This is a genomic window from Paracoccus aestuariivivens, from assembly GCF_009711225.1.
Lineage (GTDB): Bacteria > Pseudomonadota > Alphaproteobacteria > Rhodobacterales > Rhodobacteraceae > Paracoccus > Paracoccus aestuariivivens.
Window position 1 is genome coordinate 162,920 of the sequence record NZ_WMIE01000004.1, and the last position, 18,292, is coordinate 181,211.

Here is an 18,292-nt window from a genome sequence, read left to right on the forward strand (position 1 = left end):
CAGGCGCGCGCCGGACCTTCGCAGTCTGGCACCTTGGGAGGTTAAGAAATGCTGGATAAAACCGATATCCGGAAGGAATTGCGGGCTCATTACGATCTTGAGCCCTCGCTTGAACTGGCCGCCGAGATGTCAGACATCCATGCCCGCATGGATCGCGTCATGCCCATGGTCGACTGGGCGATCCACGCGCCTTATGTGCGTGCCATCAACATCCTGAAAAAGCAGCGCAATGCCGTGATCCTCGCGCATAATTACATGCGTCCGCAGATCTATCACGGGATTGCCGATGTGGTCGGTGACAGCCTGCATCTTGCGATCAAGGCGACCGAGGTCGAGGCCGACGTGATCGTGCAATGTGGCGTCCATTTCATGGCCGAGACCTCCAAAATCCTGAACCCCCGGAAAACCGTGCTGATGCCGGATATGGAGGCAGGCTGCTCGCTGGCGGAAAGCATCACCGCCGAGGGCATCGCCCAGATGCGGGCGCGGTATCCCGGCGCGCCGGTCGTGAGCTACGTCAACACCACAGCCGAGGTGAAGGCCGCGTCGGATATCTGCTGCACCTCGGCCAATGCCGCGCAGATCGTCGCCGCAATGGACAGCGATACGGTGATCATGACGCCGGATAAATGGCTGGCGCAGAACGTCGCCAAGCAGGTGCCGCAAAAACGGATCGTCTGGTGGGATGGCGCCTGCATCGTGCACGAGCAGTTCAGCCCGCAGGATCTGCGCGACTTCCGCGAGTGGAATCCGGGCCTGAAAATCATCGCCCACCCTGAATGCCCGCCCGATGTCGTGGCCGAGGCCGACTACGCCGGATCGACCGCGAATATCCAGCACTGGGTCGAACAGGAACGTCCCAAGCAGGTGATGCTGGTCACGGAATGCTCGATGGCGTCGAATATCTCGGACGCCAATCCCGAAGTGGAGTTCCTTGGTCCCTGTAACATGTGCCCGTATATGCAGAAGATCACGCTCGAAAAGGTGCTGTGGTCGCTGCACACGATGACCGGCGTCGTCGAAGTTGACCCCGCCGTGGCAGAACCCGCCCGACGTGCGGTCCAACGGATGATCGACGTGTCGCGGCAGGCCCAAGCGTGACAGACGCCATTTCGACGGGTCGGATCGTCATCCTCGGGGCTGGACTGGCTGCCCTGTCCGCAGCGCTGCGACTGGCCCCCCGACCGGTATTGGTGATCTCGCCCGAGGCGCTTGGTCAGGGTGCAAGTTCGGTCTGGGCACAAGGCGGCGTCGCGGCCGCCATGGACCCTGCCGACACCCCCGAGGCCCATGCCTGCGATACTGTGAATGCAGGCGCGGGCTTGGTCGATCCCGAGGTCGCCCGACTGGTCACCAACGCCGCGCGGTCGCGGATTTTCGACCTGACCGAAATCGGCACACCCTTTGACCGCACGCCGGATGGCGGCTTTGTGCTATCGCGCGAGGCCGCACATGGCGCAGCCCGCGTCGTGCGCGTCAAAGGCGATCAGGCCGGTGCGCAGATCATGAAAACGCTGATCCGCGCCGTGCGGGCAACGCCTTCGATTCAGGTGCTGGAAGGCGTCATGGCCTCGGGGCTAGAGGTTGCGAAGGGGCGCGTGGACGGCGTGCGCTTGATGCGCGCCAGCGGATCGCAGGAAATTACGCTTCGCGCGCCCGCAGTTCTGCTCGCGGCGGGTGGCTCGGGGGGGCTGTTCGCCGCAACGACCAACCCGCACCGCATCGCGGGCGCAGCCATTGGCATGGCCGCGCGCGCAGGGGCGGTGATCTCGGACCCCGAATTCGTGCAGTTCCACCCGACCGCGATGGATGTGGGCATTGATCCCGCGCCGCTGGCCTCCGAGGCGCTGCGGGGCGAAGGCGCGCATCTGCTCAATGCAAATGGCGAACGCTTCATGCTGGCCGTCCATCCCGACGCCGAGCTTGCCCCACGCGATATCGTGGCCCGCGCCGTCTATCTGCAATCAAAGGCCGGTCTGCGACCCGCGCTCGACACCCGCCATTGTCTGGGCGAACGCATCCTGACCGAGTTCCCCGCCGTGGCTCAGGCTTGCGCCCGAGCGGGCATCGATCCGACCCGACAGCCGATCCCGGTGGCGGCTGCGGCGCACTACCATATGGGCGGCGTCGAAACCGACGACACGGGCCGCAGTTCCCTTTCCGGCCTTTGGGCCTGCGGCGAGGCAGCCTCGACCGGTCTGCATGGCGCGAACCGTCTGGCCTCGAACGGCTTGCTGGAGGCGCTGGTCTTTGCCGATCGCTGCGCGGATTCGATTGCCGCAATAACCCCCGAAGTAACCGCGCTGGAAGTGGAACTGCCCGATCTCGCCGCCGCGCCGCTGCCCGACCCGCAACTGGTCCAGCGCTTGCGCCGCGCAATGACTTTGGGCGCGGGCGTAGTGCGCGATACCGTAGGTCTGATGGCCTGCCTGCGCGAGATCGACGCAATCGAGAATAGCCAGCCCGATTGCACGCCCTTATTGAATATGACCGCGACCGCCCGTCTGATCGCTTATGCCGCGCTGAACCGTCAGGAAAGCCGGGGGGCGCATTTCCGCAGCGACTATCCCCAGTCTCAGGGCAAGACTGGTCAGCGCACGCGTATCCGACTGACCGACGCCCTGCCCTCGAGCCTTAAGGAAACCGCATGACCTTGCTGCCCGCCTTTCCCGACATGATCCTTGAGCCTCTGGTGCGCGCTGCCTTGGCCGAGGATCTGGGCACTTACGGCGATCTGACCACCCGCACCGTGATCAAGGCTGGAACGCGATACACCGCGCGGATCGTCGCGCGCGAGGACGGGATCGCTTCGGGAATGCAGATCGCGGTGATCGCCTTCAGACTAATCGATCCGGCCCTGAGCGTTCGCGTGGTCGTACCCGATGGTGGAGCCTTCACCAAAGGCGACACGCTGGCCGAAATCGAAGGCGAAGCGGCCTCGATCCTGTCGGCCGAGCGCGTCGCGCTGAACTTTGCCGGTCGCCTGAGCGGCATCGCCACCATGACATCGCGTTTCGTGGCCGAAACCCGTGGCACGTCGACCCGTATCACCTGCACTCGGAAAACGACTCCGGGACTGCGCATCGTCGAAAAACAGGCGGTCCTACATGGCGGCGGCTTCAACCACCGCTTCTCGCTTTCGGATGCCATCCTGATCAAGGACAACCACATCGCGGCAGCAGGTGGAATCCGTCCGGTCCTGCAAGCGGTCAAGGCCGCCGCCTCGCATATGGTTAGGGTCGAGATCGAGGTGGACAATCTGGACCAACTGGCTGAGGTTCTGGACGAAGGCGGCGCCGATGTCGTGTTGCTGGACAATATGGACACCCCGACGCTGCACGAAGCCGTCAGGATGAACAATGGCCGCCTATCCCTTGAAGCGTCAGGAAATATGCGACTAGGCTGTGTGGCGGAAGTGTCCGCGACAGGCGTCCATTACATCTCGGTCGGGGCGTTGACGCACTCGGCCTCGACCTTGGATCTTGGTCTGGATTTCTAGGAATTACCCGAAACGGATTTGCGCGGGCAGGCTTTGGTCCTGATCGCACAAACACCGGCGCGGCACGTTCGCACGATACCTGCCGTCAGGACTGGACCCCGCCCATCGCGCGATCGGCCAACACAGCTGCCGAGGTGCGGTTATCGACGCCCATCTTTTCAAAGACCTGTTCCAGATGCTTGCTGACCGTGCGTCCGCTTAGCCCAAGAATGCTGCCGATATCGGTGTTGCTTTTGCCTTGGGTCAGCCAGAACAGGACCTCGGCCTCGCGGTCGGTCAGCCCGAAACGCTTCGACAGCAATTCCTCGCGCGGGTTGTCCCTGCGATCATGGATCGCCAGCAGTAGCTCCTGCGCTCCGCCCTGCCCGATATAGGTCAGTTCCAGCCGGTCCGAGATCAGTTTCTGCGCCTGCGATAGCGGCATCCGCCGCAATTGCCCCAGCCAGCCCAGCAGTTCACCCGCGGCATCGCCCTGAGAGGTCCGCCAAGCCAAAGGCGCCGTCTCCAACAACTCATGCGCCCGGGGCGAGGCCCATCCTAGTTCTCCGGTCAGCGAAAAAGCCGCGACGGCGCGGCTATTCGCGTCAAGCGCCCGCCTTGCGCTGGCCAGTTTCTGCGCGTTCAGCAAATGGATGCTCAGTCGCGCAATCAACTCGTCCAGATTCAAAGGTTTGGTGATGTAGTCGACGCCGCCCGCGCGCAGCCCTTCAAGAATATGCTCTGGTGCACCAAGACCCGTCATGAAAATTACCGGAGCCGCCTGCACCGATGGAAGGGCCTTGAGCAACCGACATGTCTGGAAACCGTCCAATCCCGGCATCATCGCATCCAGCAGAACGACATCCGGAACGACCCGCCCCGCAAGGCGCAACGCCGCCTCGCCGTCGCGGGCCGCCATGGCGGTGATGCCCGCCTGCTCGACCGCTTCGGCCACCATCATCAGCGAGGCCGGATCATCATCGACCACCAATGCGATGCTGCGGCTTTCGATGTCAGTCGGCATCTTGGAAGACCGCACGGGCATAGTCATCGAGTGCATCAACAATCCTTTCGAAATCAACTTCCTGCAGCGCATCGCCAAGATGGCGCGTCAGAGAAACGGGAAGAGGCAGTTGGGAAATACCCTCGCGCAACTCGCGGATGCGCCCCAACTCGGCCAGATAACGCAATTTGTCGATCTGGGCCGAGGTCACCTGCACTTCGGCCTGATCTGCGGGTGCCAGATCAGGCAGGACTGGCCTGCGTTCGATCTTGAGCAGGCTGTCTATCCGCGCACGCAAATCATCCAGAATGCAGGGCTTGGCAATGAAGGCATCGTGAAGCGGGATCTCGGGCGCGCCGGATTGCGCCTCACGGGCATGCCCCGAAAGGACGATCACCGGCGTCGCGGCATGACCGTTGCTGCGCAGCCATTGCAGGAAATCCCATCCGCTCATGCCCGGCATGTCGATATCTATCAGGAACAGATCGGGCGTCGCATCGTCCAGGGCCTGCATGGCGGTCTCGGCATTGCCCGACAGCATCGTGTTGAAGCCCTGCGGCCGCAGATAGCTTTCCATCAGCGCCAGATGCGTCGGATCGTCATCGACAACCATCAAGAGCCGCAACCGCCCATCATAGGGCTCGGGCGAGGCGTTCTCGATCGGGTTTGTCTGCGCAGGCACGTTCCTCGTTTCGGCAAGGTACATTTTCAGACGGAACAGGCTGCCCTTCCCCGGCGTACTGGTGACCGAGACTTCACCGCCAAGGATATCGACCAGAAGCTTGGTGATTGTCAGCCCCAGCCCCGAGCCGTGGCGGGTCATGTTCGTGCCACGCTCAAACGGCTTCCAGATCCGCTCCATATCCTCGGGCGCGATCCCGATGCCGGTATCCTCGACCTCGATCGTCGCAACCTGATTGCGCCAACCGATCCGCAGTTTGACCTGCCCGTGATCGGTGTAGCGGAATGCATTGGCGAGCAGGTTAATGACGATCTGCCGCAGCCGTTTCTCGTCAACCAAGACCCATTCGGGCAGCGCGCCCATCCGTTCGATGACGAAATCCAGCCGACGTTCCCGCGCGGTTTCCTGAAAGATATCGGTAATCTGCCGCAACAGGTCGGGCAATTGGACGCGCGTCCGGTTCAACTCCAAGCGCCCTGCCTCGATCTTCGAGATATCCAGTAGGCCCTCGATCAGGCCGGCCAGATGCTCGCTTGAGCGCCGGATCGCCCGCACCGCCTCGCGCCGACCAAGCGGCATCGCGGCATCCGCGTCCATAAGCTGCGCATAGCCGTAGATCGCGTTCAAGGGCGTTCGCAATTCGTGGCTGAGGCCCGCCATATAGCGTGATTTGGCAAGGTTCGCGGCCTCGGCTTTTTCCTTGGCCTCTTGTAGCGCGCGGTCGGTCCGTTCATGGGCGCGGATCTCGCGCAGCAGGCGTTCGGTCTGGCGTTCGGTGTCCCGTTGCGCAGCCAGCCGCGCCTCGCGGGTCAGCAGGAACAGCCAGATCGCCACGCCGGAAGCCACCATGGTCGATGCCAGAATGACCGCAAGCAACGGGTCGAGCCGCGGCTCGTTCGCGGTGCGCCGGATCATCCAAAGCAGCGTTGCGACTCCGCCTGTCATGATCGTTGTGCCGATCAGGAACTGCGTCAGCCGGCCGTGCAGCAAGTGCTCAAGCCGTGTCGGCAGCATTTCCTGCGCGCGTGAGCGGGTCATTTGCCCCAGTTTGGCATGGGGCTTGCAAACGTCGCCACACGAGGCATTCAGCGAACAACACAACGAACAGATCGGGGCCGCGTAGAACGGGCAATGCGTCATGTCCTCGGGATCGAACCGGTAATCGCACAGGCAGCAGGTGATCAGCCCCGACGGAAGCTCGGCCGAAGGGCGCGCCAGATAGTAGCGCCCCTGCGTTCCCCATGCGATCAGCGGAGCGATCACTATCGCTGCCCCCAATGCCACAAAGGCCGACAGCGCGCTGGGGTCAGCGCCGAAGGTGCCCACATGCGCCAGCAGCGCGATCAACGTGCCCCCGAATACCGCGCCTATGCCAACGGGATTGACGTCATAAAGATGGGCGCGACGAAACTCGATGCCCTTGGGCGACAGCCCCAACGGCTTGTTGATGGCCAGATCGGCAAACAGCGCCCCGATCCATGCCAGCGCGACATGGGCATAGACGGACAGCGTCGCCTCCAGCGCGGCAAAAACCCCCAGTTCCATCAGAAGCAAAGCAATGGCGACGTTGAAGAACAGCCAGACCACGCGGCCCGGATGGGCATGGGTGATGCGTGAAAAGAAATTCGACCACGCGATCGAACCGGCATAGGCATTGGTCACGTTGATCTTGAGCTGGGACAGGATCACGAACAGACCGGTCAGCAGCAAGGCGATCCCCGGCCAAGGGATCACCTGCGAATAGGCGTTATGATAAAGAAGCGTGGGGTCGATGGCATGGCTGAAATCGATTCCCTCGCTTTGCGCCAAAGTAACCAGCCACGATCCGGCCAACATCTTGAGCGTGCCGATGATGACCCAGCCCGGACCCGCCGCGATCAACGCGATCCACCAGCGTCGCCGTTCGGCTCTGGTTTTCGGCTCGGGCAGAAAGCGCAGGTAATCGACCTGTTCCCCGATCTGGGCGATCAGTGCCAGAACCACGCCCGAGGCCGCGCCAAAGGCCATGGTCGGGGTGACAAGCGGACCCGCTGCGCCGTGGAATGCCTTACCCTGATAGCTGGTCCAAGGGTCCAGATCATAGCCCGAGAAAGCCAGCAACAGGAATGGCAGGACGTGCAGCACGATCCATAGCGGCTGGGTCAGCGCCTGAAAGGCCGAAATTTTCGAGAACCCGTTCACCACCAGCGGGATTACCGCCACAGCCGAAATCAGGTAGCCGATCGACAATGGAATGCCGAGTAACAGGTTCAGCGCCATGCCCAGAATGGCGGCCTCAAGCGCGAAGAAGATGAAGGTGAAGCTGGCGTAGATTAGCGAGGTGATGGTCGAGCCGAAATAGCCGAACCCCGCGCCCCTTGTCAGCAGGTCGATATCGACGCCGTAGCGCGCCGCGTAATAGGAAATCGGCATTCCGGTCAGGAACAGGATCAGCCCGCCCCACAGGATGGCTTGCAGCGCAATCTCGAAGCCCCAGTTCAGCGTGATTGCCGCGCCGATGGCCTCGAGCGCCAGAAACGAGATCGACCCCAGCGCGGCATTCGCAACGCGGCCGGCCGTCCAGCGCCGCGCCCGCCTTGCGGTAAAGCGCAGGGCGAAATCTTCCATGGTCTCGTTCGCGACCCAACGGCTATAAAGCCGCCGCTCACGCGTCGCCTGAAAGGCCGTGATCATGCCGTCTTCCCTGTTCTTGTCCGGACTTTGCCGGACTTGGCCGCCCACGGTTTACTCCGCAGTGCAGCACGATTGTGGTGTGTCCTTAGCTTAGGGGGAAAATTGCGCAATTGAATACGTCAGATGACGTATGTTGCGCCGCAGCATTCCGGCCCAGTCTTGCGACAGAATTGTGGCAGCACGCCGCAGCCCTCCCCCGAGACAGGAGCCTTTCATGACCGAAAAGACCCCGAAACCAACCTTTGCCGCCCCGTCGCGGCGGGCATTTCTGACCGCGTCGGCGGCGCTTTCAGCATCCCTGTTTTTGCCCAAAGGGCTGCGCGCTCAGGACTTTCCGACCGCAGCGGTCAACACCACCGGACTTGCCGTGACGGATACGGAAGTCACGGTCGGTATCCTGCATTCGGTCACCGGCACCATGTCGATTTCGGAAACCGGCTCGGTTCAGGCCGAAAAGCTGGCGATCGAGCAGATCAACAAGATGGGTGGCGTTCTGGGCCGCCAGATCAAGTTCGTGCAGGAGGATGGCGCCTCGGACTGGCCAACCTTCGCCGAAAAAGCCCGCAAGCTGCTGGTCGATAACAAGGTTGCCTCGGTCATGGGGTGCTGGACCTCGGCCAGCCGCAAGGCCGTCCTGCCCGTGTTCGAGCAATATAACGGGATGCTGTATTACCCGACCTTCTACGAGGGGCTCGAACAGTCGCCGAACGTCATCTACACCGGCCAGGAAGCCACGCAACAGATCATCGCTGGCCTTGACTGGGTAACCAAGACCAAGGGGGCCAAGTCCTTCTATCTGCTGGGCTCGGATTACATCTGGCCGCGCACCTCGAACAAGATTGCCCGCAAGCATATCGAGAAGCTGGGCCTCGAAGTCGTCGGCGAGGAATACTACCCGCTCGGTCACACGCAATTCAACTCGGTCATCAACAAGATCAAACTGAAGAAACCGGACGTGATCTACGCGATCGTCGTGGGCGGTTCGAACGTGGCCTTCTACAAGCAACTGAAGGCCGCGGGCATCGACATGACCAAGGAGAAGCCACTTCTGCTGACCATCTCGGTCACCGAGGACGAAATCCTTGGCATCGGCGGCGAAAATATCGACGGCGCATATGCCTGCATGAAATACTTCCAATCGCTCGACAACCCGAACAACGTCGATTTCGTCAAAGCCTTCAAAGAGATGTATGGCAACGACATCGTTATCGGCGATGTGACGCAGGCGGCCTATCTGGGGCCGTGGCTGTGGAAGGCCGCAGTTGAGAAGGCCGGCAGCTTCGACATCGACAAGATCAAGGAAGCCAGCCCAGGGATCGAATTGCCAACCGCCCCCGAGGGGTACGTCAAGGTCCACGAGAACCACCACCTGTGGTCCAAGACGCGCGTCGGGCACGCTCAGGCCGACGGCCAGTACAAGGTTGTCTTCGAAACCTCCGATCTGGTCGAGCCCGATCCCTTCCCCGAAGGCTACCAGTAAGCAGATCCCGACCGCGCGACCCTGTTCGCGCGGTCAACTGCGCCGGGCCGCATGGGTCCGGCGACTTCTTTCCTGAATCCCGCCCGGAGGTGTGTGATGTTCGCCGATTACAGCTGGGGCGAGCTCCTGTCGATTTTCGCGATGCAGGGCTTTGCCGGCCTTATCCTATTCTCGGTCTTCGTTCTGATGGCCTTGGGACTGGCGATCATCTTTGGCCAGATGGGCGTCATCAACATGGCTCATGGCGAGTTCATGATTCTGGGCGCCTATGTGACCTATCTGGTCTCGCGCCTGTTCGAGACCTATATGCCCGCACTTTTCGGGATCTATTTCTTCATCGCCATGGCGCTGGCCTTTGTCGTCGCGGGGGCCTTGGGGATGGTAGTCGAATGGACGCTGATCCGCAGGCTGTACAAGCGGCCACTTGACACGTTGCTGGCGACTTGGGGGCTGTCGCTGATCCTGCAGCAGCTTTTCCGCAGCGTCTTTGGCCCGCGCGAGGTCGGCGTCACCATTCCGCAATGGATGATGGGCTCGTTGCCACTGACCGACACGATCGAGGTTCCTATCAACGGGCTGTTCGTCATGGTGTTGGCGATGAGCATCTCGGCGGCAATCTATGTGCTGATGTTCCGGTCGCGCTGGGGGTTGCAGGTGCGCGCCGTGGTCGCGAACCGCACGATGGCAGATGCCGTGGGCATCAACACCGAGCGCACCGACCGCCTGACCTTCGGGATCGGCTGCGGGGTCGCGGGTGTGGCGGGCGCGGCCTTCACGATGATCGGATCGACCGGACCGACCTCGGGGCAGCTTTATATTGTCGATACATTCCTTGTCGTCGTCTTTGGCGGCGCGGGCAGCCTGATCGGCACCATCGCCTCGGCTTTCTCGATCAGTCAGGCGCAGTCCATCCTTGAATTCTTCCTATCCGGCTCGATGGCCAAGGTTCTGACGCTGCTTGCGGTGGTCGGCATCCTGATGGTCCGGCCGCAGGGCCTGTTCGCCCTGAAACTGCGCAAGTGAAAGGTAAGCCATGACCGATTTTCCCTCTATGGCGACCGGACGCGACGGACGCTTCCTGAACCGGACCGAGATGCTGGGTGCTGCGGCGCTAGCCCTGCTGGTCTTTGTTCTGCTACCGCTCGCGCTTGATCCGTTCCGGCTGAACCTTTTCGGCAAATACCTGACCTATGCCTTTGTCGCGGTCGGCCTTGTGCTGTGTTGGGGCGCGGGCGGCATCCTTAGCCTTGGGCAAGGCATTTTTTTCGGTCTGGGCGGCTATGCGCTGGCCATGTTCCTGAAGCTCGAGGCCTCGACCCCCGAGGCCACAGCCATCCAATCCACCCCCGGCATTCCCGACTTCATGGACTGGAACCAGATCACCGCGCTGCCGGGCTGGTGGCAGCCCTTCCATTCGCTGACATTCACCATCATCGCGGTGGTGGCGGTTCCGGTGATATTCGCCTTCATCATCGGCACGGCCATGTTCAGGCGCCGCGTGGGCGGGGTCTATTTCTCGATCATCACCCAAGCCATCGCCGCGATCCTAACCATCCTGATCATCGGCCAACAGGGCTATACCGGCGGCGTCAACGGCATCACCGACCTGCGCACGCTCAACGGCTGGGACATCCGCACGGATGAGGCCAAGACGGTGCTGTATTTCGTGAACGGCGCGCTGCTGTTCGGCTGCCTCGCGCTGGCGCAATTCGTTCGCCGCTCGAAGCTGGGCCGCATCCTGATTGCCATGCGCGACCGCGAGGATCGGGTGCGCTTCTCGGGCTATGACGTGGCATCCTTCAAGATCTTCGTCTTCTGCCTTGGCGCTGCTTTCGCGGCCATCGGCGGCGCGATGTTCACCCTGCAGGTCGGCTTCATGTCCCCGAGCTTCGTCGGCATCGTCCCCTCGATCGAGATGGTGATCTTCTGCGCGGTCGGCGGGCGCAACTCGATCCTTGGCGCGGTCTGGGGCACGCTTCTGGTCAACTGGGCCAAGACCACCTTCTCGGAAGGTTTCCCCGAGCTCTGGCAATTCGGCATGGGCGCGCTGTTCATCGCCGTGGTGCTGGTCTTCCCCGATGGGTTGGCCGGGCTGTGGAAACAGCATGTCGAGCCGCTCTTCGCGCGCCTCAAGCCCCGCCCCTCTGCCCCGCAGCCAGCCGAATGAGTGCCGCAATGTCTGACAGCAAAGACGCCTTCATCCTGACGGTCGAGGACCTGACGGTTTCCTTCGACGGGTTCAAGGCGGTGAACGGGCTGAACTTCTATGTCGAGCCCAACGAATGCCGCGTCATCATCGGCCCGAACGGCGCGGGCAAGACGACCGTGCTGGACCTGATCTGCGGGCGCACCAAAGCCACCGGAGGCTCGGTCCAGTTCAAGGGGCAGGAGCTGCTGAAAATGCGCGAGGATCAGATCGTCCATGCGGGCGTCGGGCGCAAGTTCCAGAACCCCTCGGTCTATGAGGATCTGACGGTCTTCGAGAATCTCGAGATCTCGTATCCGCGCGGCTATTCGGTCTTCGGCGCACTGGCCTTCCGCCGCGATCAGGCGGTGCGCGACCGCATCGCCGAGATTGCCGAGATCATCTTCCTGCAGAACCATCTGCAGGAAAAGGCCGCCTATCTGAGCCACGGCCAGAAGCAGTGGCTGGAAATCGGCATGCTGCTCATCCAGGACCCCGAGCTTCTGATGCTGGACGAGCCGGTCGCGGGCATGTCGGTGGCCGAGCGGGTCAAGACCGCCGAACTGCTGAACCGCATCATCGCCGACCGCTCGGTCATCGTGATCGAGCACGACATGAAATTCGTCGAGGACATCGCGACCCGCGTCACGGTCCTGCATCAGGGCAAGCTGCTGGCCGAGGGCTCGATGGCCCATGTCCAGGCCGATCCCAAAGTCATCGAAGTCTATCTGGGCCATTGAGGGGGCATCATGCTTGATATCGCGGAACTGCGCTCGGCCTACGGCGAAAGCGAGATCCTGCACGGGATGTCGATGTCCGTCCCCAAGGGCCAGATCGTCGCCATCATGGGCCGCAACGGCATGGGCAAGACCACGCTGATGAAGACCCTGATGGGCATCGTGCCCACGAAATCCGGCTCGATCCGGGTGGGCGACAAGGACGTGACGGCCATGAAGCCGCATGAGCGCGTCGCCTCGGGCATCGCCTATGTGCCGCAGGGGCGGATGATCTTCAGCGCCATGACGGTGCAGGAGAATGTCGAGACCGGCCTGACCGTCACCGGCGAGAAAACCGTGCCGCCGGACATTTATGAGCTGTTCCCGGTGCTGCTTGAGATGAAGAACCGCCGCGGCGGGAACCTCTCGGGCGGTCAGCAGCAGCAATTGGCCATCGCGCGGGCCTTGGCCTCGAAGCCCAAGGCCCTGCTGCTGGACGAGCCGACCGAGGGCATCCAGCCCTCGATCATCCGCGAGATGGCCCGCACGCTCCGCCGCATCCGCGACGAGCGCGGGTTGACCATCATCGTGTCCGAGCAGGTGCTGAGCTTCGCCCTCGATGTCGCCGACCGCGTGATGGTCATCGAGAACGGCGAGATCGTCCATGACGCCCCCCGCGAGGGCATCGACGAGGCGAAAATCGCCCGTTTCCTATCCGTTTGACGCCAAAAGGGAGATTACAATTGGCCGATACCCTGATTTCCGTGGACCTTTCCGAGAGCCCGCTCACCAACGAAAAGATCCACAACCGCTGGCATCCCGACATTCCGATCGCCTGCTGGGTCGAGCCCGGCGACGAGTTCAAGATCGAGTGCTATGACTGGACCGGCGGCCAGATCAAGAACAATGACGACGCCTCGGACGTTCGCGATGTCGAGCTTGAGCAGGTCCATTACCTCTCTGGCCCCATCGGCATCAAAGGCGCCGAGCCGGGCGATCTTCTGGTGGTCGAAATCCTCGACATCGGTGCCAAGGAAGAGATGCAATGGGGCTTCAACGGCTTCTTCTCCAAGCAGAATGGCGGCGGCTTCCTGACCGAGCATTTCCCCGAGGCGCAGAAGTCGATCTGGGATTTCCACGGCATGTTCACCAAGTCGCGCCACGTTCCGGGCGTGAAATATGCCGGTCTGATCCATCCCGGCCTGATCGGCTGCCTGCCCGACCGCAAGATGCTGGACATGTGGAACTCGCGCGAGAAGGATCTGTTCGACACCGATCCGACCCGCGTTCCGGGCCTTGCGAACCTGCCCACCACCAAGGCCGCCCATATGGGCGCGATGAAGGGCGAGGCGCGTGAGAAAGCCGCAGCCGAGGGCGCACGCACCGTTCCCCCGCGCGAGCATGGCGGCAACTGCGACATCAAGGACCTGTCGCGCGGCTCGACGATCTATTTCCCGGTCTATGTCCCCGGCGCAGGCCTTTCGATGGGCGACCTGCATTTCAGCCAGGGCGACGGCGAGATCACCTTCTGCGGCGCGATCGAGATGGCGGGCTGGCTGCACCTGAAGGTCAGTCTGATCAAGGACGGGATGCAGAAATACGCCATCAAGAACCCGATCTTCAAACCCTCGCCCATCGTGCCGAAATATGACGACTACCTGATCTTCGAGGGGATCTCGGTCGATGAGGGCGGCAAGCAGCATTACCTTGACGTGCAGATCGCCTATCGGCAGGCCTGCCTGAACGCGATCGAATATCTGAAGAAATTCGGCTATTCCGGCGCTCAGGGCTACGCGATCCTCGGGACCGCGCCGGTGCAGGGCCATATCTCGGGCGTGGTCGACGTGCCGAACGCCTGCGCGACGCTCTGGCTGCCGACCGACATCTTCGATTTCGACCTGAAGCCGAATGTGAACGGCCCGACCAAGATGCTGGACGGCTCGGTCGACATTCCGCTGGCCCCCGATCTGTAAACCATACAGGGCCGAAGCCAGCCTTCGGCCCCTTTCCCTCTGCCGGAGCCCCAGATGCCCACCTATGATTTTATCTGCAATGATTGCGGGCCGTTCGAGGCCCACGCCGCCATGGCCGATTTCAACAAGCCGCACGACTGCCCGTGGTGCGCGACCCCGGCACGCCGCGCCATGCTGACCGCGCCTTTGCTGGGCAATATGGATGCGGGCCGCCGCAAGGCTCATGCCACGAACGAACGCAGCGCGGATACCCCCCGCCGCTCGCACGGCTCGGGTTGTTCATGCTGTTCGGCAGCGGCGAAAAAGAAACCGTCGGGAACCTTGCATCGCCCCGACGGCTCGAAAAGCTTTCCCGCGAAACGCCCTTGGATGATCTCGCACTGACAGGCGTCGCGCGGCCGTCGGGGTATATCCTGACGGCCGCAGAGGAACTGCGTCAGCTTTTGCGCAGCTTGCTAAGGACCAGAAACGTCATGAACGGCGGGATCGATTCCTGCTGTTCCGGCACGAGTTGGGCCTCTTGCAGTACGGTCTCGATCCTGAAATCGGAATGCCAGCCGATCACATCTGCCAGGGGGGCGAAGATGCGCTCGATCTTGGCCAGCGGTCCCTCGGTCCGGGCGAAGTGGTTGGTTATCACAACCTTGCCGCCCGGTTTGCAGACCCGCGCGATTTCGGCCATGACCTTTTCAGGTTCCGGGACGACCGACAGCACATGCATCGCGGCAACCGTGTCGAAATGCTCGTCGGGAAAGTCCAGCGCACGAGCATCCATCTGCAAAAGCGCGTGGACCTGATCCAGCTTCATCCGCTCGACCTTGTCGACGGCTTTGTCCAGCATCTCTCGGCTGAAATCTATGCCGGTGACCCGAGTTCCGGGGCGGTAGTGCTGTAGCGAAAGGCCGGTTCCGACGCCGACCTCCAACACGCTTCCGCCCCGGGAATTGATGTAGTTTACGGCTTTTTTCCGCCCGACATTGGTGATGGCTCCGAAAGTCCCGTCATAGACCGGAGCCCAACGTGAGTAGGAAGACTGTACCGCCTTGAGATCCATATAGCGCGCTCAACCTGAGGAAGTTTTTTTTCTCTCCAACAGAGCCCAGATCACCATAGCAACGTAACCAACGCAAAGAACAATTAGCATCGCCCACGGGAAAGTTAGCAGTGTTGCCAAGGTGGCTGTCATCGAGATCAGGAAGAATTTGACGTTTTCCCGCGAAATTCTTGTTTTCTTGAACGACCATGTCGGAATCCGGCTGATCAGCAACAGGCCGACAATGACCATATAGATGCAGATCACCACCTCGGGCAGGACCGGACGGTTTCCGAACAGGAACGACAGATACATCGGCAGCATCACCAGAAGCGCACCGGCGGGTGAGGGAACCCCCTCGAAATAGGCGCTGTCGTGCTGGGGGGCGTCGGATTTAGCCCCGACATTGAAGCGCGCCAGTCGCATCACGCTGCAGACCGAGAAGACCAGCACCGAAATCCACGCAACGCCGCGAAACTCGTCCAGCCCCCAGAAATACAGCAGCAAGGGTGGCGCAACGCCGAAGTTCAGGAAATCCGCCAGCGAATCCAGTTCGGCCCCGATCTTGCTGGAGCTGCCAAGGGCGCGGGCAAGTCGCCCGTCCACCCCGTCCAGCACCCCCGCGAAGATGATCAGCATGACCGCAAGTGTATAGTTTCCCTGCACCCCGAACCTGATCGCCGACAGTCCCGCGCAGATCGCGGCCACCGTCAGCATATTGGGCAGCAATTGCAGCAGCGAAAACTCGCCCGAGGGTTTCTGCGGTTCGTCTGGCATCACTCGGTCCGGTCGCCAATCATGGACAGCTCGGCGATGATGGATTCGCCAGCCACCATAGTCTGGCCGATGCTGACCAGCGGTTCAACGCCCGGCGGCAGGTAGACGTCCAAGCGGGAGCCGAAGCGGATAAGCCCGAAACGTCCGCCGGTCTGCACGGTATCGCCCGGCTTTACGAAACAGACGATACGGCGCGCGACCAGTCCAGCGATCTGCACGACGGCGAGCTGGCGACCGTCAGGCATCTCGATGCACAGGCTGTTGCGTTCGTTATCGACGCTGGCCTTGTCCAGCGAGGCATTGAAGAATTTGCCCGGACGATAGGCGACCGCCGTTACCTTGCCCGCGACAGGCGCGCGGTTCACATGGCAATTGAAGACGCTCATGAATACGCTGACGCGGGTCAGCGCCATGTCGGACATGCCAAGCTCGGCAGGCGGAACCGCCTTTTCGATCAGGGACACGATGCCGTCAGCCGGGCTGATCACCAGACCGGGACGCGCCGGAGTCACGCGCTCGGGGTCGCGGAAGAAGTAGTAGCACCAGATCGTCAGAATGACGCCAAGCCACCCCAACGGCTCCCACAGCAGAAACAGCACCAAGGTGATCGCGGCGAAAATCGCAACGAAACGCCGTCCCTCTGGATGCATCGGCTTGATGAATGTGTCGCGCATGCGCATAAGAGATCGGCCCTTCCTGTGATTTGTGCCCCGACATACGAGGAAGGGCTTGTCTCAGGCAAGATGCAACGCTTGGGCATCGGGGATGGGCGACTGCGCGATCCCGCAGCAATCAGGACGGACGAAACCTCGAGAACCCGCTTGCCTGCTCATAGGCATAGGCGATCTGCAGCACCGCCAGATCCGAGCGTTGCGGACCGATGATCTGGATGCCGATTGGCTGGCTCGTTCCCTTCGGACCGAATCCGGCGGGAACGGCGGCAACCGGCATTCCCGCCAGCGTGGCCGGAATCACGACCTCCATCCAGCGATGATAGGTGTCCATCTGTCGGCCCGCGATCTGTTTCGGCCAGTCGAGCTTGGCGTCAAAGGGAAAAAGCTGCGCCGTCGGCAGCACCAGATAGTCGTAGCTGTCAAACATTGTCCGCATGACCTGATAGAAGGCCGACCGGTTGACGCTGGCCGCGAAAACATCCACTCCGGTCAGCTTCAGGCCATTCTCGACTTCCCAGATCGCCTCGGGCTTGAGCAGCGAACGGGTCGTTTCATCGGCATAGAACTTGCCCAAGGTTCCTGACACCGTGAACCCGCGCAGCGTCAGCCATGTCCGCCAAAGAGCCGGCATATCGAAATCCAGTCGTGCGGCCTCGACCGAACAGCCCATATCCTCGAAATTTTTCAACGCGCTCCGGCAAGTATCCAGAACTCCGGCTTCCATCGGAAGATAACCATCCAGGTCGCCCAGATAGCCGATCCGAGCTCCGGTAAAGTCCCGTGACAGGTTTTGTCGGAATTGCAGCGGGTCCATATCCAGAGACAGCGGTGCGCGGGCGTCGTAACCGGCCTGCACCGACAGCAGATAGGCCGCATCTGCAACGGTCCGCGCCATCGGTCCATCGCAGCCCAGTTGCTGCACGAACAGATCGGCATTCGTCGCAATCGGGACCAATCCCTGCGTTGGCCTGAACCCCACGACATTGTTCCAACCCGCCGGATTGCGCAGCGACCCCATCATGTCGCTGCCATCAGCGACGGGTAGCAGACGCTGGGACAATGCGACCGCCGCCCCTCCGCTCGAGCCTCCGGAGGACAGGTTTGTGTCCCATGCGTTCAGCGTCGTGCCGAACACCGGGTTATAGGTATGCGAGCCAAGGCCGAATTCAGGGGTATTGGTCTTGCCGACGAAAATCGCTCCCTCGCGCCTTGCGCGCTCCGCGACGATGCTTTCCGTCGCGGGCAGATTTTCACGGAATATCGGCGATCCTTGGGTCGTGACGATGCCAAGCGTCGGGGTCAGATCCTTTGGCGCTTGCGGAATGCCATGCAACGCTCCGGTTTTTTGTCCCGAGGCAATGGCCTCATCGGCAGCGTCGGCTGCCTTTCGCATTTGATCGGGGTCCAGCCTGCTGACAATGGCGTTGAAGCGTGGGTTGACCATCTCGATCCTGTCCAGATAGGCATCCATGACCTCGCGGCAGGACAGTTCCCTGCCCCTGATCGCCGCAGCAAGATCGACGACTCCCATGTCGGTAGGATCACTGGCATGACGGTGGCTTGGCGCGAGGTCCGTATTCGAAACGGTCGTGGTCATCTTTTCTCGTTATCCTGCTGT

16 protein-coding genes are annotated in these 18,292 nt (G+C 61.8%); 10 read left to right on the forward strand and 6 right to left on the reverse strand.

The window, feature by feature from the left end; all coding sequences use genetic code 11:
* Positions 1-48: 48 nt before the first annotated feature.
* The 3 genes from nadA to nadC are packed head-to-tail and all read left to right on the forward strand — an operon-like array spanning position 49 to position 3,499.
* Entirely contained in the window at positions 49-1,101 is a 1,053-nt protein-coding gene (gene nadA, locus GL286_RS09630; RefSeq protein WP_155095343.1) for a quinolinate synthase NadA, read from the forward strand.
* Entirely contained in the window at positions 1,098-2,651 is a 1,554-nt protein-coding gene (locus tag GL286_RS09635; RefSeq protein ID WP_343038861.1) for an L-aspartate oxidase, read from the forward strand. The genes nadA and GL286_RS09635 overlap by 4 nt, the downstream gene beginning before the upstream one ends.
* Complete coding sequence (gene nadC / locus GL286_RS09640) at positions 2,648-3,499, forward strand: carboxylating nicotinate-nucleotide diphosphorylase (RefSeq protein ID WP_155095344.1); 852 nt, start codon at positions 2,648-2,650, stop codon at positions 3,497-3,499. Before GL286_RS09635 ends, nadC begins: the two co-directional genes overlap by 4 nt.
* An 85-nt stretch (positions 3,500-3,584) precedes the next feature.
* On the opposite strand, the gene GL286_RS09645 is transcribed toward nadC, so the two are convergent.
* Complete coding sequence (locus tag GL286_RS09645; protein ID WP_155095345.1) at positions 3,585-4,502, reverse strand: response regulator transcription factor; 918 nt, start codon at positions 4,500-4,502, stop codon at positions 3,585-3,587.
* Positions 4,492-7,836 carry an ATP-binding protein gene (locus tag GL286_RS09650; protein WP_155095346.1) on the reverse strand — a complete coding sequence of 1,115 codons (3,345 nt, stop codon included), beginning with the start codon at positions 7,834-7,836 and terminating at the stop codon, positions 4,492-4,494. Before GL286_RS09650 ends, GL286_RS09645 begins: the two co-directional genes overlap by 11 nt.
* A gap of 214 nt (positions 7,837-8,050) precedes the next feature.
* Between GL286_RS09650 and urtA the strand changes: the two genes are divergently transcribed.
* From urtA to GL286_RS09685, 7 genes are all read left to right on the forward strand, one after another.
* Complete coding sequence (urtA, locus tag GL286_RS09655; RefSeq protein WP_155095347.1) at positions 8,051-9,316, forward strand: urea ABC transporter substrate-binding protein; 1,266 nt, start codon at positions 8,051-8,053, stop codon at positions 9,314-9,316.
* 96 nt (positions 9,317-9,412) lie between these two features.
* On the forward strand, positions 9,413-10,339 hold the full coding sequence (gene urtB, locus GL286_RS09660; protein ID WP_155095348.1) for an urea ABC transporter permease subunit UrtB: 927 nt from the start codon (positions 9,413-9,415) through the stop codon (positions 10,337-10,339).
* 10 nt (positions 10,340-10,349) lie between these two features.
* Positions 10,350-11,483 carry an urea ABC transporter permease subunit UrtC gene (gene urtC / locus GL286_RS09665; protein ID WP_246184896.1) on the forward strand — a complete coding sequence of 378 codons (1,134 nt, stop codon included), beginning with the start codon at positions 10,350-10,352 and terminating at the stop codon, positions 11,481-11,483.
* Between the two features lie 8 nt (positions 11,484-11,491).
* The gene (gene urtD, locus GL286_RS09670) at positions 11,492-12,241 is read left to right on the forward strand and encodes an urea ABC transporter ATP-binding protein UrtD (protein ID WP_211596250.1); all 750 of its coding nucleotides are present in this window, start codon (positions 11,492-11,494) and stop codon (positions 12,239-12,241) included.
* 9 nt (positions 12,242-12,250) lie between these two features.
* Positions 12,251-12,940: an urea ABC transporter ATP-binding subunit UrtE gene (gene urtE / locus GL286_RS09675; protein ID WP_155095350.1), complete on the forward strand. Its 690-nt coding sequence runs from the start codon at positions 12,251-12,253 to the stop codon at positions 12,938-12,940.
* A gap of 20 nt (positions 12,941-12,960) precedes the next feature.
* Positions 12,961-14,190, forward strand: coding sequence for a formamidase (fmdA, locus tag GL286_RS09680; protein ID WP_155095351.1), 1,230 nt, complete (start codon positions 12,961-12,963; stop codon positions 14,188-14,190).
* 54 nt (positions 14,191-14,244) lie between these two features.
* Positions 14,245-14,574, forward strand: a complete 330-nt coding sequence (locus tag GL286_RS09685) for an FmdB family zinc ribbon protein (RefSeq protein WP_155095352.1) — start codon at positions 14,245-14,247, stop codon at positions 14,572-14,574.
* Between the two features lie 52 nt (positions 14,575-14,626).
* Here the strand turns inward: GL286_RS09685 and GL286_RS09690 are convergent, their stop codons facing one another.
* From GL286_RS09690 to GL286_RS09705, 4 genes are all read right to left on the reverse strand, one after another.
* Complete coding sequence (locus GL286_RS09690; RefSeq protein WP_155095353.1) at positions 14,627-15,244, reverse strand: class I SAM-dependent methyltransferase; 618 nt, start codon at positions 15,242-15,244, stop codon at positions 14,627-14,629.
* Between the two features lie 9 nt (positions 15,245-15,253).
* Positions 15,254-16,000 (reverse strand): CDP-diacylglycerol--serine O-phosphatidyltransferase, encoded by a 747-nt coding sequence (pssA, locus tag GL286_RS09695; RefSeq protein ID WP_155095354.1) that lies wholly within the window; start codon positions 15,998-16,000, stop codon positions 15,254-15,256.
* Positions 16,000-16,680 carry a phosphatidylserine decarboxylase gene (locus tag GL286_RS09700; protein ID WP_155095355.1) on the reverse strand — a complete coding sequence of 227 codons (681 nt, stop codon included), beginning with the start codon at positions 16,678-16,680 and terminating at the stop codon, positions 16,000-16,002. Before GL286_RS09700 ends, pssA begins: the two co-directional genes overlap by 1 nt.
* Positions 16,681-16,792: 112 nt before the next feature.
* On the reverse strand, positions 16,793-18,271 hold the full coding sequence (locus GL286_RS09705; protein ID WP_155095356.1) for an amidase: 1,479 nt from the start codon (positions 18,269-18,271) through the stop codon (positions 16,793-16,795).
* Between the last annotated feature and the right edge of the window lie 21 nt (positions 18,272-18,292).